The sequence below is a fragment of the Rhodococcus spongiicola genome (genome assembly GCF_004011835.1).
GTDB classification, from domain to species: domain Bacteria; phylum Actinomycetota; class Actinomycetes; order Mycobacteriales; family Mycobacteriaceae; genus Prescottella; species Prescottella spongiicola.
The window spans coordinates 407631-432472 of record NZ_RKLN01000004.1; the positions used below are offsets into that span (position 1 = coordinate 407631).

A 24842-nucleotide genomic window follows, 5' to 3' on the forward strand; every position below is an offset into this window, starting at 1 on the left:
TCCGAATCGACTGAAACCGGATCGCCCTCGATGGAGTCGCGCTCGGTCGGATCCCGCTTCCAGCTGTCGGAGGCGCAGCGTGCACTGTGGTTCGCGCAGCAACTCGCGCCCGACGTCCCACTGTTCATCGCGCAGTACGTGGACATAGAGGGCCCACTCGACATCTCCTTGCTCCGCGACGCAAATGTGCGCGCGGCGCGCGAATTCCAATCTCCGTTCCTGAGGGTCATCACTACCGGTGATGAGCCGCTGCAGTACGTGGATCCGGGGCGGGACACGTCAATCGCGCTCATGGACCTGCGTGCCGAACGCGATCCGTCTGCAGCCGCCCACGAGTGGATGAGCCGTGATTTCGCCACCCCGATCGACCTGTCCGTCGACCGGCTCGTCCAAACTGTGATCCTTCAGGTCGGAGATCGACACTTCTTCTGGTACAGCAGAAGTCACCACATCGCCCTCGATGGTTATGGTGCCGCGACGATGCTCTACCGCATCGCCGACCTGTACACTGCCGCGGTCCAGGGAGAAGAGCCGGATCCATCGCGGGCGGTGGATCTGCGCGCACTCCTCGAAATCGACGAACGTTATCGTGGATCGAAACGTCACGACGAGGACCGGGAGTACTGGTCTCGAAAGCTGTCCGGGCTGAGCGGGATTTCGCTGACGGGGTCGATGGCACCCGCGGTCGCGGAGAGTCGGCTCGCGAGTGGGGTATTGGCGGACCGCACCGTTGAGGCCCTCGAGGGCGGTGAGGATCCAAGTGGGGGCGAAGCTTCCGCGGCCGCACGAATCGTCGCCGCGTTCGCCTGTTATCTCGGGCGTATGACCGGCAGACGGGATGTCCTTGTGAACATCCCGGTCTCGGCCCGTACTACCGCGGTGTTGCGCCGCTCCGGTGGCATGACGGTCAATCTCCTGCCTCTGGCGGTCGAGATTCGTGACGACGACACCATCGGAACATTGGTCGAGCGGGTTCAGCTCGAGCTCCTTGCGGCTCTGCGGCATCAACGCTGCAGCCGCGCGGACATCCGGCGTGATGTCGGTAGTGAACTCGTCGCGCCGATCGTCAACGTGATGTTCTTCCACCCCGAGATCGTGATGGGGGATCTCCAGACGGAGTTCTGTATCCTGACTTCCGGCCCCGTGGAAGACCTTCTGGTCAATGTCTACCAATCCGGAACTCCGGTAAAGACTTTCGTCGACTTCCGAGTGAACCCACGTCGATACCAGGCGGACGAGCAAGAGACCTACCACCGGCTGTTCCTCGAGCTGCTCGAGGAGTTCGTCAGCGCCGACCCGAGCATGCCGCTCGGTGAGTTGCGCGGCGCCGAGGCCCCGCCGGCTCGGCACGTCGCCTCAGAAGCTGCAATGGCGATCGCCGAATCCGGCGAATCCGATATCGAATCCGTTTCGGGCACAGCAGAGGCGCACCCGGACGCTGCCATCGAGATGGCGATTGCGGACGCCTTCGTGACCGTACTCGGCCCGGGGCGGACGGTCGAGCCGTGGGACAGCTTCTTCGATCTGGGCGGCGACTCCCTGGTGGCCACCAAGGTGATCGCCCGAGTGAACGCGACCCTGGCGACGGCATTGACCGTGCGCGACCTGTTCGAGAGGCCGACCGTGCGGAGCCTGGCGCGCCACGTCGAGGCGTCGCTCGTCGATGGCGGATCCCCGACCCCACCGCTCGAGCCGCCGACCGTGCACGAACGCCCCGACCGGATCCCGCTCTCGCCGGCGCAGCGACGCATGTGGTTCGTCAACCAACTCGATACGGCTTCCCCGGTCTACAACATTTCCTTCACAGTCGGCCTCACAGGAGACCTGGACCTTGATGCGCTCCGGGCGGCACTCGCCGACGTCGTCGACCGGCACGAGGCCTTGCGCACCGTGTTCCCAACCGACGCCCTCGGACCGCGACAGGTGATCGTTCCGGCCGAGCTCGCTCTGCCGGATCTCGCGCCCGTCGCCATCGATCCGGACGAGCTCTGGGACGCGGTACGGTCCACGGCGTCGGCAGGATTCGATGTCCGCGAGGATCTTCCGTTGCGCGTGCGGTTGTTCCGGACGGCACCGGACGAGCACGTACTCGCCGTGGTCGCACATCACATCGCCGCGGACGGTCAATCGATGGTGCCCCTTGCACGCGACATCATGGTGGCCTACGCTGCACGCCGGTCGGGTCATGCTCCGGGCTGGGCTCCTCTCCAGCTCCAGTACGCGGACTACGCCGTGTGGCAACAAGACACGATGGACGCCGCGGAGCAGACCGATACGTCGGCAGCCGGGGACACGCCGGCCGCACGTGAGCTCAGCTACTGGACGTCCCGGCTGGAGGATCTGCCTCCGGTGATCGCACTTCCGCTCGACCGACCACGGCCGCCCGTGATGTCCCCGGCGGGCGAAAAGGTCGAGTTCGATATCGGACCGGACGTGCACCGCAGGCTGGTGGAACTCGCCCGCGAGCGGGACTGCACGCTGTTCATGGTGCTGCATGCCGCCTTCGTCACGCTGCTGTCGAGGTTGGGCGTCGGCCGGGACGTCGTGATCGGCACCCCGGTCGCCGGCCGCACGGTGCCCGAACTCGACGACCTCGTGGGCATGTTCGTCAACACCCTGGCCCTGCGAATCGACGTCGACCCCGCGGCGACGTTCGTCGGCCTCCTCGCCCACGTGCGCGAGACCGACCTTGGTGCGCTCGCCAACGCCGATCTGCCGTTCGAACGGCTCGTCGAGGAGTTGGCGACGGAACGCTCGCCCGCACACGCGCCGCTCGTCCAGGTGCTGCTCGAGTTGCAGAACACCGAGACGGCCACGCTTGAACTTCCCGGACTCGATGTCACAGTGCGCGAAGTCGATCAAGGAGTCGCAAAGTTCGAGTTGCAGCTGAGCCTGCGTGAGCGGGTCGACGACTCGGGTGAGCCGGCCGGCCTGTGGGCCGCGATGCACTTCGCCACCGACCTGTTCGATCGGGAGACGGTCACTCGATTCGCCGAGCGGTTCGGACGGGTCCTCGCCGAGGTGGCCGCGAACGGCGACGCCGTCGTCGGGGACATCGAAGTCACCGAGGCGTCGGAACGCGCGCTGTCCGAGGTGCGCGTGGACCCGGTCGGCGTCTCTGCCACTCTCCCGGATCGGCTCGCGCGGGTATGCGCGGAAAGGTCCGGCACCGCCGCGGTGGTGGCCGGTGCCGAACGCATCGCCTACCGCGACCTCGCGGAACGTTCGAATCGTCTGTCCCGGTGGCTGATCGATCGTGGAGTGGGACCGGAGAGCCGGATCGCTGTCGCGATGACCCGGACGGTGGATCTGCCGGTGGTACTCGCTGCGGTGGTCGGGTCGGGGGCGGCCTACGTCCCCGTGGACGTGGACTACCCGGACGAGCGGATCTCGTTCGTACTCGCCGACGCGGCACCGGTGTGCGTGCTCGCCGACGCCGCTGGTGCGGCACGGCTGGCGTCGGTCGCGGTCGATGTCCCGGTGGTGGATCTGGATAGTCCGTCCGTGACAGCGGATGTGGCGGCGCTGTCGCCGGACCCGGTCGCCGCCGAGGAGCGGCCACCGTTGCGTCCCGATTCGACTGCCTACGTCATCTACACGTCCGGGTCGACAGGCCGCCCCAAAGGGGTTGCCGTCCCGCATCGCAGCGTCATGACGCTGATCGACCGCACCCAGCCGCTGTTCGGCTTCGACGGGGACGACGTGTGGACGATGTTCCACTCGTACGCTTTCGACTTCGCGGTGTGGGAATTGTGGGGTGCGCTGCTGCACGGCGGCACAGTCGTGGTCGTCGACCGTGACACCGCGCGGTCGCCCGGGGACCTCCTACGCCTGATGCACCGCGAGCGGGTGACGGTACTGAACCAGACCCCGAGCGCGTTCGGCCAGCTGGACGACGCGGACCGGCAGGAGACCGGTGGTGACGGTGCACCGGCGCTGCGGCAGGTGATCTTCGGTGGTGAGTCGCTCGACCCGGCTCGGCTGTCCGGGTGGTTCGAGCGACACCCCGGTCCGCTGCCACTGCTGACGAACATGTACGGGATCACCGAGACCTGCGTGCACGTCACCTACGACCCGCTCAGTCCGGACACCATCACGCGCCCTCCCGCGGATTCGATCGGGATCCCCCTGCCGGGGCTGGCCGTGCGGGTTCTCGACGCCCGGCTGCACCCGGTGCCGCCCGGCGTGGTGGGCGAGCTGTACGTCTCGGGGGTCCAGCTGTCGCGCGGATACCTCGACCGTCCGGCGCTGACGGCGGGCCGCTTCGTGGCCGATCCCTACCAGCCGGGTGCCCGCATGTACCGAACTGGGGACCTGGGGACCTTCACCGTGGAGGGCACGCTCCGGTACTTCGGACGCGCCGACCGTCAGGTTCAGGTACGCGGGTACCGGGTCGAGCTCGGTGAAGTGGAGTCTGCGCTGGCTGCCGCGCCGGGAGTGGGGTCCGCTGTCGCCGTCACCGACGAGGGGCCGGTCGGCACGAGAATTCTCGGGTACGTCGTGCCCGAGTCGGGAGCGGTCGATCCGGCCGACGTGAAGGAGACCGCGGCGCGCCTCCTACCGAGCTACATGGTGCCCTCCGCGGTCGTCGTCCTCGACCGGTTGCCGACGACCGTTCACGGCAAGATCGACCTCGCCGCGTTGCCGGCGCCGGACGAAACGGATCGACGGGCCGTCCCCCTCCGCGACCCGATCGAGCAGACGGTGGCCGCGGAGGTCAGCGATCTGCTCGGCTTGGAATACGTCGGTGCCGACGACGACTTCTTCGCACTCGGCGGCAACTCGCTGGTCGCGGCGCAGCTCGCGGCGAGGGTCGGCGATGCCCTCGGGGTCGCGCTCGGGGTCCGGGACGTGTTCGACGACCCCACCGTCTCCGGGCTTGCGCGGCGCGCAGCCCACGCCGGTGAGCCGGCGCGGCCTCCGCTGGTCGCCCTCGAGCGTCCCGATCGAATTCCGCTTTCGCCTGCCCAGCAGCGTATCTGGTTCGTCAACCAGTTCGACACCGCGTCGCCGACGTACAACATCTCGCTGTCGGTCCGGCTGTCGGGGGACCTCGACGTCGGCGCGCTGCGCGCCGCGGTGGCGGACATCATCACACGGCACGAATCGCTGCGGACGATCTACCCACTCGACGACGCCGGCCCGCGGCAGGAGATCCTGTCCGTCGGCTCGGTGGACGCGGACCTGGACATCGTCGAGGTCGACGACGCGAACGACCTACGGCACCGCGTCCGTGAGGTGACGTCCGTCGGATTCGACGTCACTGCGCGGATACCGTTGCGTGCCAGACTGTTCCGAATCAACGATACCGAACATGCACTGACGGTGGTACTCCATCACATCCTCGCGGATGGCTTCTCGCTGGCCCCGTTGGCGCGCGATCTCACCGCCGCCTATGTGGCCCGGCGGGATGGGGTGCCGCCGGTGTGGCCGGCTTCGGTCGTCCAGTACGCGGACTACGCGCTGTGGCAGGCCGCCTGGCTGGGCGACGCGGATGACCCGGATTCACCGCTGGCGCGGCAACTCGACTACTGGACCAAGACCCTCGCCGGTGTGCCGGAAGCCCTCGACTTGCCGTCCGACCATCCACGCCCGAATGTTCGTACACAGCGCGGTGATCGGGTCGAGTTCGAGATTCCGCTCGACCTCCACGAGCAGATCGTCGGACTCGCACGCGGTCGGGGCGTGAGCGTATTCATGGTGATGCACGCCGCGCTCGCGGTGCTGCTGTCCCGCCTCGGCGGTGGCGACGACATCACGGTCGGCACCCCCATCGCCGGTCGCGGCTCTGCGGCACTCGACGACATGGTCGGCATGTTCGTCAACACCCTCGTACTGCGGTGCGACGTCGGGCGCTGCTCGTTCACCGAGTTGCTCGAGCAGGTACGGGACGCCGATCTGGGTGCATTCATGCACGCCGAGGTTCCCTTCGAGCGTGTCGTGGAAGCGGTGGATCCACCCCGATCGACCGCGCATTCGCCGCTGTTCCAGGTGATGCTCGAGTTCCGTACCCTCGCGCCTGCGCGCTTGGAGATGCCCGGCCTACGGGTCGAGAGGCTCGACGACGCCGACGAGGTCGCCAATTTCGACCTGCAACTGAGAGTGGCCGAGGAGTTCGCCGACGACGGCGCCCCGGCCGGGATGTCCGTCGGGTTCGTCTTCGCCACCGACATGTTCGAGCAGGACACCGTCCGCGGCCTCGGCGACCGCCTCGTCCGTATCCTGCAGGCCGCCACCCGGACGCCCGACACGCTCGTCACGGACATCGACCTCCTGGGCGCGGAAGAACGCGCCGAGCTGACCCCGGTCCGCGGGGATCGGGGAACCGAGCCGCGCTCGCTGGCGGACCTGCTCACCGCGGCCGCCGAATCCGACCCGACGCGAGCCGCGATCCGGTACGAGGGAGCCGACATCACCTACGGCGAACTCGACCGGGCCTCGACCTCGCTGGCCCGCGAGATGATCGGTGCGGGTATCGGCCCGGGATCGGTAGTCGCATTGGGGATGGCCCGATGCCCCGAGTACCTCACCGGAGTGTGGGCGGTCGCGAAGACCGGTGCGGCGTTCGTCCCGGTGGACCCTGCCCACCCGGCCGACCGGATCTCGATGATGCTGAACGACTCCGGGGCGTGTCTGGGGCTAACCACGAGGCCGTTCCTCGACGTGTTCCCTGACGAGATTCCGTGGTGGGTGCTCGACGAGAGACGTTCCGTTACCGGCATTTCCGACCGCCGCATCCGGGACGACGAACGAACCGCGCCGCTGCGGCTCGACGAGACCGCCTACCTCATCTACACCTCGGGCTCCACTGGTGTCCCCAAGGGGGTCTCCGTCACCCACCGCGGGATCGCCGATTTCGTCGGACACATGCACGACCGGTGCCGGACCGTGCCGGAGTCCCGAGTCCTACAGCTGGCATCGCCGAGCTTCGACGCCTCGATCCTCGAACTCGCGCTCGCGGTCGGGGCGGGCGCGACGCTGGTGATCGTCCCGCCCACCGTGTATGGCGGCGAGCAACTGCGCGAATTGTTGGCGTCCGAGCGTGTGACGCACGGCCTCATCACGCCGTCGGCGTTGGCGGCAACCGACCCCGACGGTCTGGACGACCTCGCGTGCGTGATTTCCGGCGGCGAGTCGGTGCCGGCCGATGTCGTCGACCGTTGGGCGCCCGGACGAAGGATGCTCAATGCCTACGGCCCGACCGAGACCACGGTCGTCGGGACCATGAGTGCCGCTCTGACTCCGGGAGCAACGATCACCATCGGAGGTCCGGCCCCGGGGTTCCACGCTCTCGTCCTCGACGCGCGGCTGCAGCCCGTGCCGGTCGGTGCCCCCGGTGAGCTGTATCTCGCCGGTCCCGCCCTGGCGCGCGGCTACCATCGACGCCCTGCGCTCACCGCGTCGCGGTTCGTCGCCGATCCGAGCGCGGCTCCCGGCGAACGCATGTACCGCACAGGCGACCGGGTGCGGTGGATCGCGACCGGGGGGCGCGAGCACCCCGGAGCCCTCGAGTATCTTGGCCGCATCGACCGTCAGATCAAGCTGCACGGGTACCGGATCGAACTCGGTGAGATCGAGGCGGTGCTGGCGCAGCACCCGGACGTCGGGATCGCCGTTGCCGACATCCGTCGGGTCGGCCGGATCGGGGAACGGTTGGTCGCCTACGTCGTTCCGGCCGCCGGCGCCGAGGTAGACACTGCGGACCTGCACGAGGCGGTGGCCGCTCGGCTGCCGTCGTACATGGTGCCATCCCACATCACCGTGCTCTCCGAGCTCCCGATGACGGTGCACGGCAAGCTCGACCGCGAGGCACTGCCGGACCCGGACTTCGCTGCCGAGGTCTCGCCCGCACGGGCTCCGGCCACGGACGTCGAGCGAAAGCTCGCGGGGGTGTTCCTGGAGGTACTGGGGCTGGATTCGGTCGGCGTGGAAGATTCGTTCTTCGGCCTCGGTGGCGACAGCATCATGTCGATCCAGCTGGTCGCCCGCGCGAAGGCGGCGGGACTGTCGATAACGCCCCGCCAGGTGTTCGATCACCGTACGGTCGCCGCGCTGGCGGCGGTCGCGACCCCGACCACGGAGGCAGCCGAGCTGCTGCCGGAGTTCACCGGTGGTGGCGTGGGCGAGGTACCGCCCACCCCGATCCTGGCCTGGCTGCTGCGACGTGCCGATGGGAGGATCGGCCGGTTCTCCCAGGCGGTGCAGCTGAACCTGCCGGTGGCCGTGGACGAGCGCGACCTCATCGACGCGATACAGGCGGTGCTGGATCGGCACGACATGCTCCGCGCGCGGCTGGTCCGTGACGAATTGGGGGACGACTCCGGGGATGAATCAGGGGATGGCTCCGGAGACGACTCAGTGGGCCAACCCGGTTGGCGGATGGACGTTCTCCCGGAGGGAGATGTCGACGCTCGCGGAACGCTCACGCAGTGCTCCCTGCAAGCGTTCGACGCCGCATCGGTCTCTCGCATCGCCGCGGAACTGGACGCGGCGGCGGACCGACTCGATCCGGCCGAAGCGCGGATGGTTCAGTTCGTGTGGTTCCGCGGGCCCGACGACACCGGGCGGCTGCTGATCGTTGCCCACCACGCGGTGGTCGACGCGGTGTCCTGGCGGATCATCGTGCCCGACCTCGCGTCCGCGTGGTCGCAGGCTGTCGAAGGGCGGACCCCCGAGCTCGATCCGGTCGGCACCTCGATGCGGCGTTGGGCGCACGCCCTACACGACGTCGCCGACGCGCGGACCGGGGAGCTGCCGCTGTGGGAGAGCATCGTCGACGCGGTCGAATCCCCCATCGGACGACGGGAATTCGACCCGGAACGAGACGTCCACGGGACCGCCGAGGAGATTCGCGTCGCCGCGTCGGCCGCGGACACCGCGACGTTGTTGACGGAGCTGCCCAGCGCGGTCCACGCCGGCGCCCTCGACGTCGTGCTGACGGCCCTCGCGATGGCGGTGGCGCGCTGGCGCGGGGAGCGCGACGGGACCACGAATCCCGGCGCCACGATGATCGGGCTCGAAGGTCACGGACGCGAGGAGGACGTCGTCCCCGGAGCCGACCTGAGCCGGACGGTGGGCTGGTTCACCACGATCCATCCCGTGCGTCCGGACCTGTCCCGGATCGACCTCGACGACGCCTACGCCGGCGGACCGAGCGCGGGCACCGTCGTCAAGCTCGTCAAGGAGCACCTGCGGGCCATCCCCGACCACGGCATCGGGTACGGACTGCTCACAGAGCTCGATGATGACGAGGGTCGTGCGCTGCAGAGCGCACCTCAGATCGTGCTGAACTACCTCGGCCGCCTCGCCGTCGCCGCGGACGGCAGTTCGGAATCGTCTCCGTGGATGCCGGTGTCCTCGGGCGCCCTCGGCGGCGCACACGATCCCGACATGCCTGTGACGGCGCCCGTCGACATCTCGGCGGGGGTGCAGGCGGGCCCCGATGGGGCGGTCCTGGAGGCGTCCTGGTCGTTCGCCCCAGGGGTTCTCGACCGCTCGGACGTCGTCCGGCTCGCGGACCTGTGGCTGGACGCGCTGCGTGGCCTCGTCGTGTACGCGCGCACCCCGGGCGCCGGCGGACTCACCCCGTCCGACCTGGACCTCGTCCACCTCGACCAGCACGCGATCGACGTTCTCGAGGCCGGATGGCCAGGATTGGTGGACGTGTGGCCGACGACACCGCTGCAGGCCGGTCTGTTGTTCCATGCGCATCTGGCGTCGGACGCGCTCGACGCCTACATGGTTCAGCTGGTCGTGGAGTTGCGGGGCGAACCCGACCGCGAGCGACTGCGCTCCGCCGCTCGCAAACTGCTCGACCTGCATCCCAACCTGCGCGCCTGCTTCGTCGACGACGTCGGCGGCGAGACGGTCCAGGTGATCGAGTCCGACGTGCCGGTGCCGTGGCGCGAGGTCGACCTGCGTGAGGTCGACCGGTCCGGGGACGGAGCGGAAACCGGCGAGCGGCGCTGGCGCAACCTGATGGCCGACGACAGGGCCACCCCATTCGCGATGGACCGTCCGCCGCTGCTGCGGTTCACCCTCGTGTGCGTCGGGCCCCGGTCGTACCGGCTGGTGCTGACGCACCACCACATCCTTCTCGACGGCTGGTCGACACCACTTCTGCTGCAACGGCTCCTGACGCTGTACGCCGTGAGAGACGCCGCCGCCCTTCCTCCCGCCGGTGACTACCACGACTATCTGGCGTGGCTCGCGGTCCGTGACCGGGACGCGTCGATCGCGGCGTGGAGTCGGGCGCTCGCCGGAGCGGAGGAGCCGACGCTGCTCGCCGCACCGGACACCACGGCCGCGAACGAGGGGTACGAACAATCGCGTGAAGTGGAACTGGCGCTGAGCAAATCCGAGACCGCGGCGTTGACGCGTGTGGCCCGCGATCACGGGGTCACGCCCAACACTGTCGTCCAGGTGGCGTGGGCCCTCGTCCTCGCGGTCTTCACCGGACGAACGGATGTCGTATTCGGTGCGACGGTGTCGGGGCGTCCTCCCGACGTTTCGGGCATCGAGTCGATGATCGGACTGTTCATCAACACCGTGCCGGTACGGGTGCGGCTGGATCCACGGGAAACCCTGGGACACCTGCTAGCCCGCGTGCAGCGCGAGCAGGCCGGGCTTCTCGACCACCACCACACCGGCCTCGCCGACATCCAGCAGGCGGCCGGTGCGGGTGCGGTGTTCGACACGCTGACGGTGTTCGAGTCCTACCCGGTCGACCGGACCGCGCTCGAACGCGGGACCGACATTGCCGGGCTTCGGGTGACGGGTGTGCGTGGGCTCGACTCGACGCACTACCCGCTGACGCTGCTGGCCGGCCTGACCGATCGCCTGCACCTGACGCTGAAGTATCGAGCGGATGCGTTCGACGCCCCGACTATCGAATCCCTGAGGCGGAGGCTGCTTCTGGCACTGGACCGCGTGAGCCACCACCATGGGTTGCCGGTGGCCGAAATCGACCTGCTGTCGACACGTGAGCGCGCCGACTTCGTCGTCGACGGCGGGGAGCCGTCTGCGCCGCGGCTGCTTGCGGAGATCCTCGAAGAGGGGGCTGCAGCGAACCCCACCGGTCTTGCCGTCGACGCCCCCGATGCGCAGCTGTCGTACCGCGACCTCGACGCACGGTCGAACCGGTTGGCGCGACAGCTGATCGGCGCGGGAGCCGGCCCCGGCACCGTCGTGGCATGCGCAGTGCCACGATCGGCGGCCTCGGTACTGGCGGTGTGGGCGGTCGCAAAGACCGGCGCGGCCTTCGTTCCCGTCGACCCCTCGTACCCGGCGGCGCGGATCGAGCACATGCTCGGCGACTCCGGTGCGACGGTGGGCGTCACCTGCGCGGCGGCCCGCGAGGGCCTGCCTGAAACGGTGCAATGGCTGGAGCTCGACGATCGGGACGTCGTGGAGGCCCCGATCCCGACGACGGCACTCACCGACCGGGACCGCGCCCGTTCGGTGCACGTGGACGACATTGCCTACCTGATCTACACGTCGGGATCCACAGGCCGGCCGAAGGGGGTGAGCGTCACCCATCGTGGGCTGGCGAGCCTGCTGGACGATCAGCGGCAGCGGTATCCGATCACGAGTTCGGCGCGATGCCTGCACGTCATTACTCCGAGTTTCGACTACTCGTTGTTCGAGGTGCTGCCGGCGCTTGCTGCCGGGGCGACGCTCGTGGTGGCGCCCCCCGACGTCTACGGGGGACCGGCGTTGGCCGAACTACTTGCCGGGAAGCGCATCACGCACGTCGCCATCACACCTGCGGCGCTCGCGACGGTCGAACCGGAGCCGTTCGACGCGCTGGAGGTCCTGGTCGTGGGGGGCGATATCCTCGGGCCGGAACTCGTCGCGGCGTGGGCGCCGGGCCGTACGATGCTGAATGCCTACGGCCCGACGGAGTCGACCGTGGTGTCGACGATCAGTGGGCAGCTGGTTTCCGGCGCCGACATCCCGATCGGCACCCCGGTCCGGGGTACCGAACTGGTGGTGCTCGACCCGTTGCTGCGTCCCGTTCCGCCGGGGGTGCCGGGAGAGCTGTACATCGCGGGCGCGGGCATGGCCCGCGGCTACCACCGGCAGCCGGGGCTGACCGCCGCGCGGTTCGTGGCGTGCCCCTCCGGTAAGGCCGGCGACCGCATGTACCGCACCGGTGACGTGGTACGCAGACGGTCCGACGGTGCGCTGGACTATCTGGGACGCAGCGACTTCCAGGTGAAGGTGCGCGGCTTCCGGATCGAGCTCGGTGAGATCGACGCGGCGCTGGTCGCGCACCCGGCGGTGGCGCACGCGATCACCGTTGCGCGACGGCGCGAGGCGGGCGATGCGCTGCTGGTCTCGTACGTGGTGCCGATGGCGGACGGTGGCGTCGAGGACGCCGAACTGACCGATTTCGCGGCTCGCAGACTACCTGGCTACATGCTGCCCGACAGGATCATGATCCTCGACGAACTCCCGGTCACCCCGGTCGGCAAGTTCGACCGGGACCGGTTGCCGGCACCCGACCTCGCCTCCGCGACCTCGCGGTTCCGCGCCCCGACGACCCACGCCGAGGAGGAGGTAGTGGCGGTCTTCGCGGACGTCACCGGTGTCGAACGGGTGGGGGTCGACGACAACTTCTTCGACCTCGGTGGCAACTCGCTCAGCGCGACGCGGGCGGTCGCGCGGATCAACCGGTCACTCGGGTCCGACCTCGACGTCCGGGACCTGTTCGACTGCGGAACCGCGGGACGTCTCGCGGCGCGTGCCGATCACACCCGAACGGTGTCCACACCACGGCTGCGTGCCGGCATCCGGCCGGATCGGGTGCCGCTGTCGTGGGCGCAGGAACGCATGTGGTTCCTGAACCAGTTCGAGCCCGAGTCCGCCACCTACAACGTGCCGATGGTGCTGCGGTTGTCGGGAACCCTCGACGTGCCGGCGCTGCGGGAGGCGTTGATCGACGTGGTGCGGCGGCAGGAGTCGCTGCGTACGGTGTACCCGTCGGCGCCAACCGGTCCGACCCAGATGACCGTGGCAGCCGAGGACGCGGTAGGCGCCCTCGAGCCGGAGTCGGTGCAGCCCGATAGCCTCGAAGCCCGGGTTGAGGAATTGATCGGCGCGGGATTCGATGTGGCGCAGAGCGTCCCGGTACGGCTGCAGGTGCTGCGACTTCAGCCCGACGAGCACGTCCTGGTGCTGGTACTCCATCACATCACCGCGGACGGGTTCTCGATCGGGCCCCTCGTGCGCGATGTCGTGGCCGCCTACCGGGCGCGCGTGACGGGCAGCGCACCGGACTGGTCGCCGCTACCGGTGCAGTACGCCGACTACGCGCTGTGGCAGCGGGAGGTGCTGGGCAGCCCCGACGATCCGAGTTCGCATCTCGTCCAGGAGGAGTCCTACTGGCTGGACCGCCTGTCGGGTGCGCCGCCGGTGACGACGCTTCCGCTGGATCGTCCGCGGGACGTTCGACGGACCACCCGCGGCGGTCGGGTTCCGTTCGCGGTGCCCGCGGAGGCGCACCGTGCACTGGTCGAGCTTGCTCAACAACATGATTCGACGCTCTTCATGGTGGTGCACGCGGGACTGGCAGCGCTGCTCGCGCGTGTCGGCGGGAGCCGGGACGTGGTCGTGGGTACGCCGGTCGCCGGGCGTGGGGAGGCGGAACTGGACGACGTCGTCGGCATGTTCGTGAACACGCTCGTTCTGCGTACCGACATCGATCCGGCGGCCTCGTTCTCGACTGTGCTCGACGCCGTGCGGGAGACCGACATCGACGCTTTCGCCCACTCGGATCTACCGTTCGAGCGCTTGGTCGCGCGCACCGGCGCCGCCCGCAATACGTCGTTCGCCCCGCTGTTCCAGGTCCTCCTCGAGTTCCGCAACGTCGACCGGCCGCAGGGGCACTTGCCCGGGCTGACCGTCGAAGGCCTCGACATCGACACCCGGGAAGCGAAGTTCGACCTGCAGTTCGGGATCGGTGAGAGCCGGACCGACGACGGGACGCCGGCCGGGTTGGGCGGTGAGATCGTGTTCGCGACAGACGTGTTCGACGGCAGCACCGTCGCCCGCCTTGCCGCGATGCTGTCTCGGCTGCTCACCGCGGCCGCGGCCGACCCCGCGGTCGTCGTCGGTGATATCGAGTTGGCGGAACGCCCCGAGGCCGGTCCGGAGCCGACCGCGCAGGACGGTACTTTGGCGGACCTGTTCTCCTCGGCCGCCGCCGCGACACCCGACGCGGTCGCGGTCGCCTGCGGAGAAACACGCCTGACCTACCAGGCGCTCGACGAGAGATCGAACCAGCTGGCACGCTGGCTGATCCAGCGCGGGCTCGGCCCCGAGTCGGTCGTCGCCGTCGCGATGGACCGGACCGTCGACCTGGCGGTCACCCTGGTGGGCATCGTGCGGACGGGCGCGGCCTACCTACCGGTGGACCCGGGGTATCCGACCGACCGCATCCGGTTCGTCGTCGAGGACGCCGGGGCGGTGTGTGTCCTCGCCGACGATTCGGTGCCCGATGAGGTCTTCCCGGACGATGTCCCGCTCGTCCGCACCGGGGCGCCCGACGTTCGTGCACGGATCGACGCCCAGGCGGCGACGCCGGTCACCGATGCCGACCGCGTCGGCCCGCTGCGCCCGCAGGCTCCCGCGTACCTGATCTACACGTCGGGATCGACCGGCAGGCCCAAGGGCGTCGTCGTGACCCATCGCAACGTGCGGACCCTGCTGGCCGGTGCGCGCGACGTTCTCGGCTTCGGTCCGCACGACGTGTGGACGATGTTCCATTCGTACGCATTCGACTTCGCGGTCTGGGAGCTGTGGGGGGCCATCGGATTCGGGGGTCGCGTGGTGGTCGTGGACTACCACACCGCGCGGTCCCCGAAGGACATGCTGGAACTGCTGCGGTCCGAGTCGGTCACGATGCTCAGCCAGACCCCGTCGGCCTTCTACCAACTCGCCGCTGCCGACGCCGACGCTGCTGCCGCTGCCGATCCCGAGACGGCGGGCGCACTCGACCTCCGCTGGGTGGTGTTCGGGGGTGAGGCACTCGACGCCCCGCGGCTCGCCGCCTGGGTGGACCGTCGCGGCACCGAGCACCCGGCGCTCGTGAACATGTACGGCATCACCGAGACGTGCGTCCACGTCACGTGGCACCGAATCACCGCCGAGGAGGTGCTGGCCACCCCGACCCCGGGGTCGGCGATCGGGCTCGGACTGCCCGGGATCGGGGTCCGTGTCCTCGACGACCGCCTGCACCCGGTGCCGGTCGGTGTGACGGGCGAGCTGTACGTGTTCGGCCCCCAGGTGGCGCGGGGCTATCGGCGACAGCCGGGACTGACCGCTTCCCGGTTCGTGGCTGACCCGTTCGCACCGTCGCAGCGGATGTACCGCTCGGGCGACCGTGTCCGGCGCACACCCGGCGGTGGACTCGAGTACCTCGGGCGCACGGACTTCCAGGTGCAGGTCCGCGGATTCCGCGTCGAGCCGGGGGAGGTGGAGTCCGTGCTGGCCTCGATTCCGGGCATCGCGTCGGCACTGGTACTCGCCCGAACCGACGGGTCGGGCGAATCCACGGGCACGACCCGCTTGTTCGGCTACGTCGTTCCCGAGCCCGGAGCGGACGTCGCGGCCGACGCGGTCATCGAAGAGGCCGCGGGACGCTTGCCGTCATACATGGTGCCGGCCGCGGTCGCCGTGCTCGACGAGTTCCCGCTGACCCCCAACGGCAAGATCGACCGTGCGGCCCTGCCGCAACCGCGACTGGCCGGCGGGACCGGTCGACGTCCCGCGAGCGGCCTGGAACGCACCCTCGCCGCCCTCTTCGAGGAGGTCCTCGGGGTCGAGACGGTGGCCGCCGACGACTCGTTCTTCGGACTCGGCGGCGACTCGATCATGTCGATCCAGCTGGTCTCGCGCGCGAAGACTGCCGGGGTCGTGATCACCCCGCGCGAGGTGTTCGAGCGCCGCACCGTCGCCCGACTCGCCGAGGTCGCGCGGATCGAGCGGGCCGACGAGCTCCTGCCGGAACTGCCCGGCGGTGGTGTCGGCGACGTCGTGACGACCCCGATCGTGAACTGGCTCGCCGAACGTTCGGGAGACTTCGGCCGTTACTCCCAGTCGGTCCTGTTGGACGCGCCGGTCGACCTGGACAGCGATGTCCTGTCGAGGGCAGTTACCGCCGTTGTGGACCACCACGACATGCTCCGGGCCTCGCTGCGCCGGGACGACCGCTCCCGCAACGGCTGGCGGGTCACGGTTTCACCTCCCGGGACGGTCGACGGGCAGATGATCGTGCGGTCGGTCCCCGTCGAGACGGTGCAGGGGTCCGGATTCACCGCACTTGCCCGACACGAGCTCGATGCGGCCGCGGGTCGATTGGATCCGTTCTCGGGCAAAATGATCCAGCTCGTGTTCTTCACCGGTCCGGACGGTGCACGACTGCTCGTCGTCATCCATCATCTCGCCGTCGACGGGGTGTCGTGGCGAATCCTCGTCCCCGATCTGGCATCCGCGTGCGGGCAGGCCGCGGCCGGCGACGAACCGGTGCTCGAACCGGTCGGCACGTCGATGCGGACGTGGGCGGACGCTCTCGCGGCCGCCGGTCGGGACCGGCGCCCCGAACTCGAGTTGTGGCGGTCGATGCTCGAGCCGTCGGGTCCGTGCCTGGGTGCGCGCGAACTGGATCCACGAGTCGACGTCGGGGCGACCACCGATCGCGTCACCGTCGAACTTCCGAGCGAGGTGACCCGCGGGCTCACGACCGCGGTTCCGCAGGCATTCCACGGCGGCGTCGACGACGGGCTGCTGAGCGCGCTCGTCCTCGCGGTCACGTTGTGGCGCCGCGAACGCGGCGCGGATGCCGACGCTGTGTCGATCGTGACCGAGGGACACGGCCGGGAGGAGCAGGTGGTGCCCGGAGCGGACCTGTCCCGGACCGTCGGGTGGTTCACGTCGCTGTTCCCCGTGCGATTCGATCTGTCCGGCATCGACGTCGACGGCGCGATGGAAGCCGGCGCTCCCGCCGGCGCGGTGGTGAAGACCGTCAAGGAACGGATGCGGTCGATCCCCGACCACGGTATCGGGTTCGGTCTGCTGCGCTATCTCGACGACGACTCCCGACCCCGACTGTCCGCGCAGCCGCTGCCGGAGGTCAGCTTCAACTACCTCGGTCGGACCGACGCCGCGACGAGCGCTCGTACGAGCGGAACATGGCTTCCGGTAGATGATTCCGGCCTTCGCGGAGTGGTGACGCCCGATCTGTCGGTGACGGCGGTGATCGACGTCAACGCCGCGACGGTGCCCGGTCCGGACGGACCACGAATCACAGCGACGTGGGACTTCCCGCGCGGCGTCCTCACTGCTGGTGAGGTGGAGCGCTTGGCGCAGTGGTGGATTCGAGCGTCCCGGGCGTTGGTCGAACACGCGGCCACCCCAGAGGCGGGCGGGCTGACACCTTCGGACCTCAACCTGGTCAACCTGGATCAGGAGACCATCGAGAGCCTCGAGCGCCGATTCACCGGCTTGTCCGACGTGTGGCCGCTCTCTCCGATGCAGCGGGGCATGATGTTCCACGCGGAACTGTCGGCGGCGGTGGAGGATGCGGCGGACGCCTACATGGTGCAGCTGGTCCTGACCCTCCGTGGGAACGTCGACGTGCCTCGGCTGGAGTGGGCAGTCCGTGCGGTGCTCGACCGGCATCCGAACCTGCGCGTGGCGTTCGTCCGTGGACCGGGCGGCGAGGCCCTGCAGGTGGTACAGGATGCGGTCGAGGTGCCGTGGACCGAACTCGACCTCCGCTCCGTCGGGGAATCGGCAGCCGAGGATCGCTTCACCGAACTGCTCGAGTCGGACCGGGCGACCCCGTTCGACATCGGTCGGCCGCCACTGTTGCGAATCATGTTGCTGCACATGCCCGATGGACGGCACGAGTTGGTGATCACCAACCACCACATCCTGTTCGACGGCTGGTCGACGCCACTGCTGCTGGAGGAGTTGTTCGCGGTCTATGCCACCGACGGAGAATCGGCCGTCCCGTCCGCGACGGGCTCGTACCGTAGGTTCCTCGAGTGGCTGGCCGGACGGGACTCGTCGGAGGCGATGCAGGCGTGGACCCGGACCGTTTCGGGGCTCGACGAGCCCACGTTGCTGCTGCCTGAGAGTGCGGCGGGCCCGACCCGGTTCGTCGAATCCCGGGATCTGAGCTGTCAGCTCGACGCCGAGACGAGTGACCGGCTGCGTGCGATGGTCCGCGACCGGGGGGTCACGCTGAGCACGGTCGTCCAGGCTGCGTGGGGGATCGTGCTCGGAATGCTGACCGGCCGCGAGGACGTCGTGTTCGGGTCGACCGTGTCCGGTCGCCCACCTCATCTCGCCGGGGTCGAGTCGGCCATCGGACTGTTCATCAACACCGTGCCGGTGCGGATCCGGCTGGACCCGTACGAGACTCTCGCTGAGCTGCTCGACCGGATTTCATCCGATCAGTCGGCGTTGCTCGACTACCACTACGTCGGACTCCCGGACATCCAGCGGGCCGCCGGCCCGGCTACGGCGTTCGACACGCTGACCGTCTTCGAGTCGTACCCGGTGCGCGGGGACGGAACCGACATCGATATCGGCGGCCTGCGGATCGTGGACATCGAGGCCCGTGACTCCGCGCACTACCCACTGACCGTCGTCGCCTCCGCCCAGGACCGATTGCACGTGACGGTGAAGTTCCGGCCCGACCAGGTGGCCGAGAACCAGGTCGCCGACATCGCCGAGCGGTTGTTCCGGGTGCTGCACCTGTTCGCCGACGAGCCCGACCGCCGGCTCGCGGATCTCGACCTGCTCACCGTGGCCGAGCGAAGCGAATTGGTCCCGGTGCGTTCGGGTCCGGGTTCACAACCGCGCACCCTCGCTGCGATCCTCGACGCCGCGGCGGCCCGGGATCCGGAGGCCACGGCACTCGTCGCCGAGGACCGCGAGGTGACCTACCGCGAGCTCGACGGCCGGTCCAACCGGCTCGCGCGTCAGCTGATCGAGCTGGGGATCGGTCCCGATTCGTTCGTGGTGCTGGGGATTGCGCGATCGGTCGAGTCGGTCCTCGCGGTCTGGGCGGTGGCCCGAACCGGCGCGGCCTTCGTGCCCGTGGACCCGGACTATCCGGCCGAGCGGGTCGCGAACATGCTCGCCGACTCCGGTGCCGAGATCGGTGTCACGACGCGGACGCATCGGTCCGGCCTGCCCGACGGGGTGCGCTGGCTGGTGCTCGACGACCCCGAGTTCACGCGTGAGTACCAGGCGCGGTCCTCGGCACCGGTGACCGACGCGGACCGAACGGCGCCGCTCCGCACTGGGGCCCCCGCGTACCTGATCTACACCTCCGGTTCCACCGGGCGCCCCAAGGCGGTCGTCGCCACCCACGGCGGTCTGGCGAACTACGCCGACGTCCAGCGCGACCGCAGCGGCGTGACCCCCGAGGCGCGGACGCTGCACTTCTCGTCGCCCAGCTTCGACGTCTCGGTCCTCGAATACCTGCTGTGCTTCGCGGTCGGGGCGACGATGGTTCTCGTGCCGCGTACTATCTACGGCGGCGCCGAACTCACCGCTGTGCTGCGGAAGCAGCGGGTGACCCACGCATTCATCACCCCGGCTGCGCTCGCGTCGGTCGACCCGTCCGGGCTCGTCGACCTCGAGTGCGTCCTCGTCGGAGGCGAATCCTGGCAACCCGACCTCGTAGCCGACTGGCTGCCGCGATGCCGGATCCTCAACGTGTACGGGCCCACCGAGACCACGATCGTCGTGAACATCGAGGAATACAGGGGCGGGCCACGACTGACGCTGGGTGGGCCCATCCCGGGGGTCGCGGAGACGGTGCTCGACGGTCGCCTGCAACCGGTACCGGTCGACGTCGCCGGCGACGTGTACATCGCCGGCCCCGGGTTGGCCCGCGGATACCACCGTCGGCCCGGGCTCACGGCCGCCAGGTTCGTTGCGAATCCGTTCGGGGCCCCCGGCGAACGGATGTACCGCACCGGCGACGTCGGGGCGTGGACCCACGACGGCGGCCTCGAATACCGCGGGCGCAGCGACTTCCAGGTCCAGATCCGCGGTTTCCGAGTCGAACTCGGAGAGATCGACGCCGTGCTCACCGCCCACCCCGACGTCCGGTTCGCCGCAACGCTGGGTCGCCGCGGTCCGAGCGGCGACAACGTGCTCGTCAGCTACGTCGCGGCGGCGGCAGGACGTACGGTCGATGTCGGTGCGCTGCGCGCCCGCCTGACGGAGCGGCTCCCTGAGTACATGGTGCCGGCGGCGATCGAGGTGCTCGACAGCGTCCCGCTCACTCCGGTCGGCAAGCTCGACCGACGTGCGCTGCCCGACCCCCAGTTCGGCGCCCCGGCGCGGGTCTTCCGGGCACCCACCGATCCGATCGAGGAAGCCGTCACCGCGGTCTTCGCCGACGTTCTGGGCGTCGCCCGGGTAGGGGTGGACGACAGCTTCTTCGATCTCGGCGGAAACTCGTTGTCCGCAACGCGGGCCGTCGCCAGGCTCGACGAGGCCCTCGGTGTCGACCTCGGTGTCCGGGCGCTGTTCGAGGAACCCACCGCCGCCGCACTGGCGGAACGGATCGAGCACCACGACACCGGACCGTCCGGGCGGCCGGCGCTCGAACCGGTCGCGCGGCCACCACAGGTGCCGTTGTCGGCGGCGCAGCAGCGGATGTGGTTCATCAATCAGTACGATCCGTCGTCGCCGGCCTACAACGTGCCGATGGTGGTTCGGCTCAGCGGTGCGCTGGACACGGCGGCCCTGGCCGCCGCGGTCCACGACGTGGTGAGCCGGCACGAGTCGCTACGCACCGTCTTCCCCATCGGTGATGACGGGCCTGTGCAGGACGTCCGCGAAGCCGCAGATGCCGCGATCGCGCTCACACCGATCCACGTGCAGGACGAGTCCGAGCTTCGGGACCGCGTGCGTGCGGTCGTCACGGCGGGATTCGATGTGACCGAGCAGATTCCGATTCGCGGAGCGCTGTTCTCGGTCGGCCCGGACGACCACGTCCTGGCGTTCGTGGCCCACCACATCGTCATCGACGGATACTCCAGCGGGCCGCTCGCTCAGGATCTGATGCGTGCGTACGCGGCCAGGGTCGCCGGGCACGCACCGGACTGGGCGCCCTTGCCCGTGCAATACGCCGACTACACGCTGTGGCAGCGCGAACTCCTCGGCGACGGTGACGATCCACACTCACTGCTCGCCCGACAGTTGGCGTACTGGAGTCGGACCCTGTCCGGAGCTCCGGACCTGTTGGGGCTGCCGGCCGACCGGCCTCGTCCCGTCCAGCAGTCCTTCCGTGGAGCGCAGGTGGAGTTCGCGATCGACGCCGATCTGCACCGTCGGCTGCGGTCGTTCGCGAGAGATCGCGGTGCGAGTCTGTTCATGACGATCCACGCCGCGCTCGCGGTTCTGCTCAGCCGTCTCGGAGACCACGACGACATCGTGATCGGGACGCCGATCGCCGGTCGCGGCGAGCGGGTGCTCGACGATCTGGTCGGCATGTTCGTCGGAACGCTCGCGCTGCGTACCAGAGTCGATGCCAGGCAGTCCTTCTGGCAACTGGTGGATCTGGCACGGGAGGTCGATCTCGGCGCCTTCGCACACGCCGACGTCCCGTTCGAGCGGGTCGTCGAGGAACTCGATCCGGCGCGTTCGACCGCCTACTCGCCGCTGTTCCAGGTGGCCCTCGAGTTTCAGGACGGCACCGCCGCGCGACTGGAACTGCCCGACCTGTCGCTCGAGCCCCTGTCCGACGGCATCGAGGTGGTCAAGGAGGATCTCGAGTTCGTCCTGGGCGAGCAGTTCGACGACGCCGGTGAACCCGCCGGAATCGACGGCGGCATCATCTTCGCCACCGATCTGTTCGATCCGGGGACCGTGCACGGTTTCGCCGAACGGTTCGTCCGAATCCTCGATTCCGCGCTCGTCGATCCGGGGCGGGCGGTCGGGGACCTCGCGATGCTCGACGCGAGTGAGCTGAGCGGTCTGGTGCCGGCGCGCGGCGGACCCGACGCGCCGCCGATCGTCTTGGCGGACCTGCTCGCATCCGCGGCCGGGCGGAATCCCGCAGCGGTGGCGGTCACTTTCGACGGTGCCGCCCTGTCCTACCGAGAACTCGACGAGCGGTCGAACCGACTGGCGCGCTACCTGATCGGTCAGGGCGCGGGGCCCGAGACGTACGTCGCCCTCGGCCTGTCGCGCTCGCCGGATTCGGTGACGGCGGTGTGGGCGGTCGCGAAGACCGGGGCGGCCTTCGTCCCCGTAGACCCCGACTATCCGGCGGCGCGGATCTCGTGGATGTTGACCGACTCGGGTGCGGCCCTGGGGCTGACGGTCAGTTCACGCCGCGAGCGGCTGCCCGACACTGTCGACTGGTCGGAGCTCGACGACCCGGCGACGGCCGCAGCGATCGCTGCGATTTCGCCTGCCCCGATCGCCGCGTCGGAGCTGATCCGCCCCGTCCGGGCGGACAATCCGGCGTACCTGATCTACACGTCGGGCTCGACCGGGACCCCCAAGGGGGTCGTGCTGACCCACCACGGATTGGCGAACCTGGCCGCCGAGGAGCGCGACCACCTGCACGTGACCCCGCAGGCGCGCACCCTGCACTTCGCGTCTCCGAGCTTCGACGCCTCGGTGTTCGAGACGGTGATGGCGCTGTGCGCGGGTGCCACGATGGTCGTGGTTCCGCCGCAGGTCTACGGAGGTACCGAGCTCGCTTCGTTGCTCGAATCAGAGCGGGTGACACACGGATTCGTGACTCCGACCGCCCTCGCGTCGGTGGACCCGACGGGACTGGATGCGCTCCGGACGCTGGTGGTGGCGGGTGAGCCGTGCCCGCCGGAACTGGTGGCTCGCTGGGCGGGCGGCCGAACGATGCTCAACGCCTACGGGCCCACCGAGACGACGATCATGGCGAACGTCAGCCCCCCGATGCGTCCCGGGCAACCGGTAACGCTCGGCGGCCCGATCCGCGGCATCACGGAGCTCGTATTGGACTCGCGTCTGCATCCGGTGCCGCGCGGCGTGGTCGGGGAGTTGTACATCGGCGGGCCCGCCCTCGCCCGGGGATACCACGAGCGCCCGGCCCTGACCGCCTCCCGATTCGTCGCCGACCCGTGGGGTAGGGCGGGCGACCGGCTCTACCGCACCGGAGACCTGGTGCGGTGGCGCTCGGACAACACCCTCGAGTACATCGGGCGCAGCGACTTCCAGGTCAAGGTGCGTGGATTCCGGATCGAGCCGGGCGAGATCGACGCCGTGCTCGCGGCCCAGCCGAACGTCGGGTTCTCGGTCACCCTCACGCGTCCGGGTCCCGCGGGCAACACGCTGCTCTGCTCGTATGTGCGTCCGGTCGAGCACACCGACGTCGATCCCGACGACCTTCGTCGCGCGGCCGCGCGGGACCTGCCGGCGTACATGGTTCCCGCGTCGGTCACAGTCGTCGATCACATCCCGCTGACGCCGACCGGCAAACTTGACCGGGACGCGTTGCCGGAACCCGCGTTCCTGTCCGTGTCGACGGCGTTCCGCGAGCCCGAGGGGCCGGTGGAGTCTGCGGTGGTGCAGTCCTTCGCGGACGTGCTCGGCGTCGACCGGGTGGGGGTGGACGAGAACTTCTTCGACCTCGGCGGCAGCTCGCTACTCGCGACGAAGGTGGTCACAGACCTCCGTGATCGGCTCGGCACCACCGTCCCGCTGCAGGCGCTGTTCCTGGCCCCGACTCCGGCCGGAATGGCACGGAGGATCACCTCGGTGGGGCTCGGCAGCATCGACGAGGCACTGGCCGTACGGATCGCCTTGCGTGAAGGCGGCTCGGGCCGGCCACTGTTCTGCGTGCATCCCGGGATAGGCCTGTCCTGGGGGTACGCCGGACTTGTGCGCCATCTCCCGGCGGATCGCCCCGTGTTCGGGCTGCAGCTACCGTCCATCTCGGGCGGACCCCGGTACTCCTCGATCGAAGATCTCGCCTGCAGGTACGTCGACGAGATTACGGCCGTCGCACCCGACGGACCGTACGACCTGCTCGGCTGGTCGCTCGGCGGGGTCCTCGCGCACGCGATGGCCGTCGAACTGCAACGTCGTGGACGGAAGGTTGCGACGCTCGCGGTCATGGACGCCTATCCCGACGACGGTTCCGACGCGCTCCTCGGCCGGCTCGAACTGACCGAGCTGCTGCGCGGCCTCGGGCTGGACGAGGTCGCGGTCGAGGACCTCACGTACGAGACCGCGGCTCGGGCGGTCAACGACCGGCTTGGACTGGTGGATGGCGTCACCGCCGAACACCTGGAGCGGATCAACGACGGGTACGCGAACTCCCGACTGCTGGTGCACCGCTTCGTGCCCGGAGTGTTCGACGGAGACCTACTGGTCTTTCCGGCGGTCGGTGCGCAGGAGGGTCCGCGGCGTTCCCCGCAGGAGTGGCGTCCGATCGTCACCGGTGGTATCGACGAGCGCCCGGTCGACTGCGGCCACAACGAGATGATCGAGCCGGACTCCCTCGAGGTGATCGGCAGCGTTCTCGCGGCGTACCTCTACCAGGGATAACCGTGGCCGCGGCCGATGTTCCGGTTGTCGCGGTCGGCGTGTCGGAGTAGGGTGGCGTCGTTCGTGTCGGCCCGTGCCTGCCCGTAGTTACGGGCTTCGAGCTTCGAGGAAGAGGAGGTGAGGCCAGCGATGAGTGGCCAACCTCCGAGATCCAGCTGAGTCCACACTGTCCACGCCATCCGAGCCGGTGGCGTCTGACTGGTGTCTGAAGGCCGATGGCCAGTGTGTCTTGCCTCGAACCTTCTGTGCCCTGCCTCGAACCTTCACGAAAG

At 69.3% G+C, this 24842-nt stretch carries 1 protein-coding gene; it reads left to right on the plus strand.

Annotation, left to right across the window (positions count from 1 at the left end; genetic code table 11):
* Positions 1-30 precede the first annotated feature (30 nt).
* Positions 31-24570: a non-ribosomal peptide synthase/polyketide synthase gene (locus tag EF834_RS13300; RefSeq protein WP_206615269.1), complete on the plus strand. Its 24540-nt coding sequence runs from the start codon at positions 31-33 to the stop codon at positions 24568-24570.
* Positions 24571-24842 lie beyond the last annotated feature (272 nt).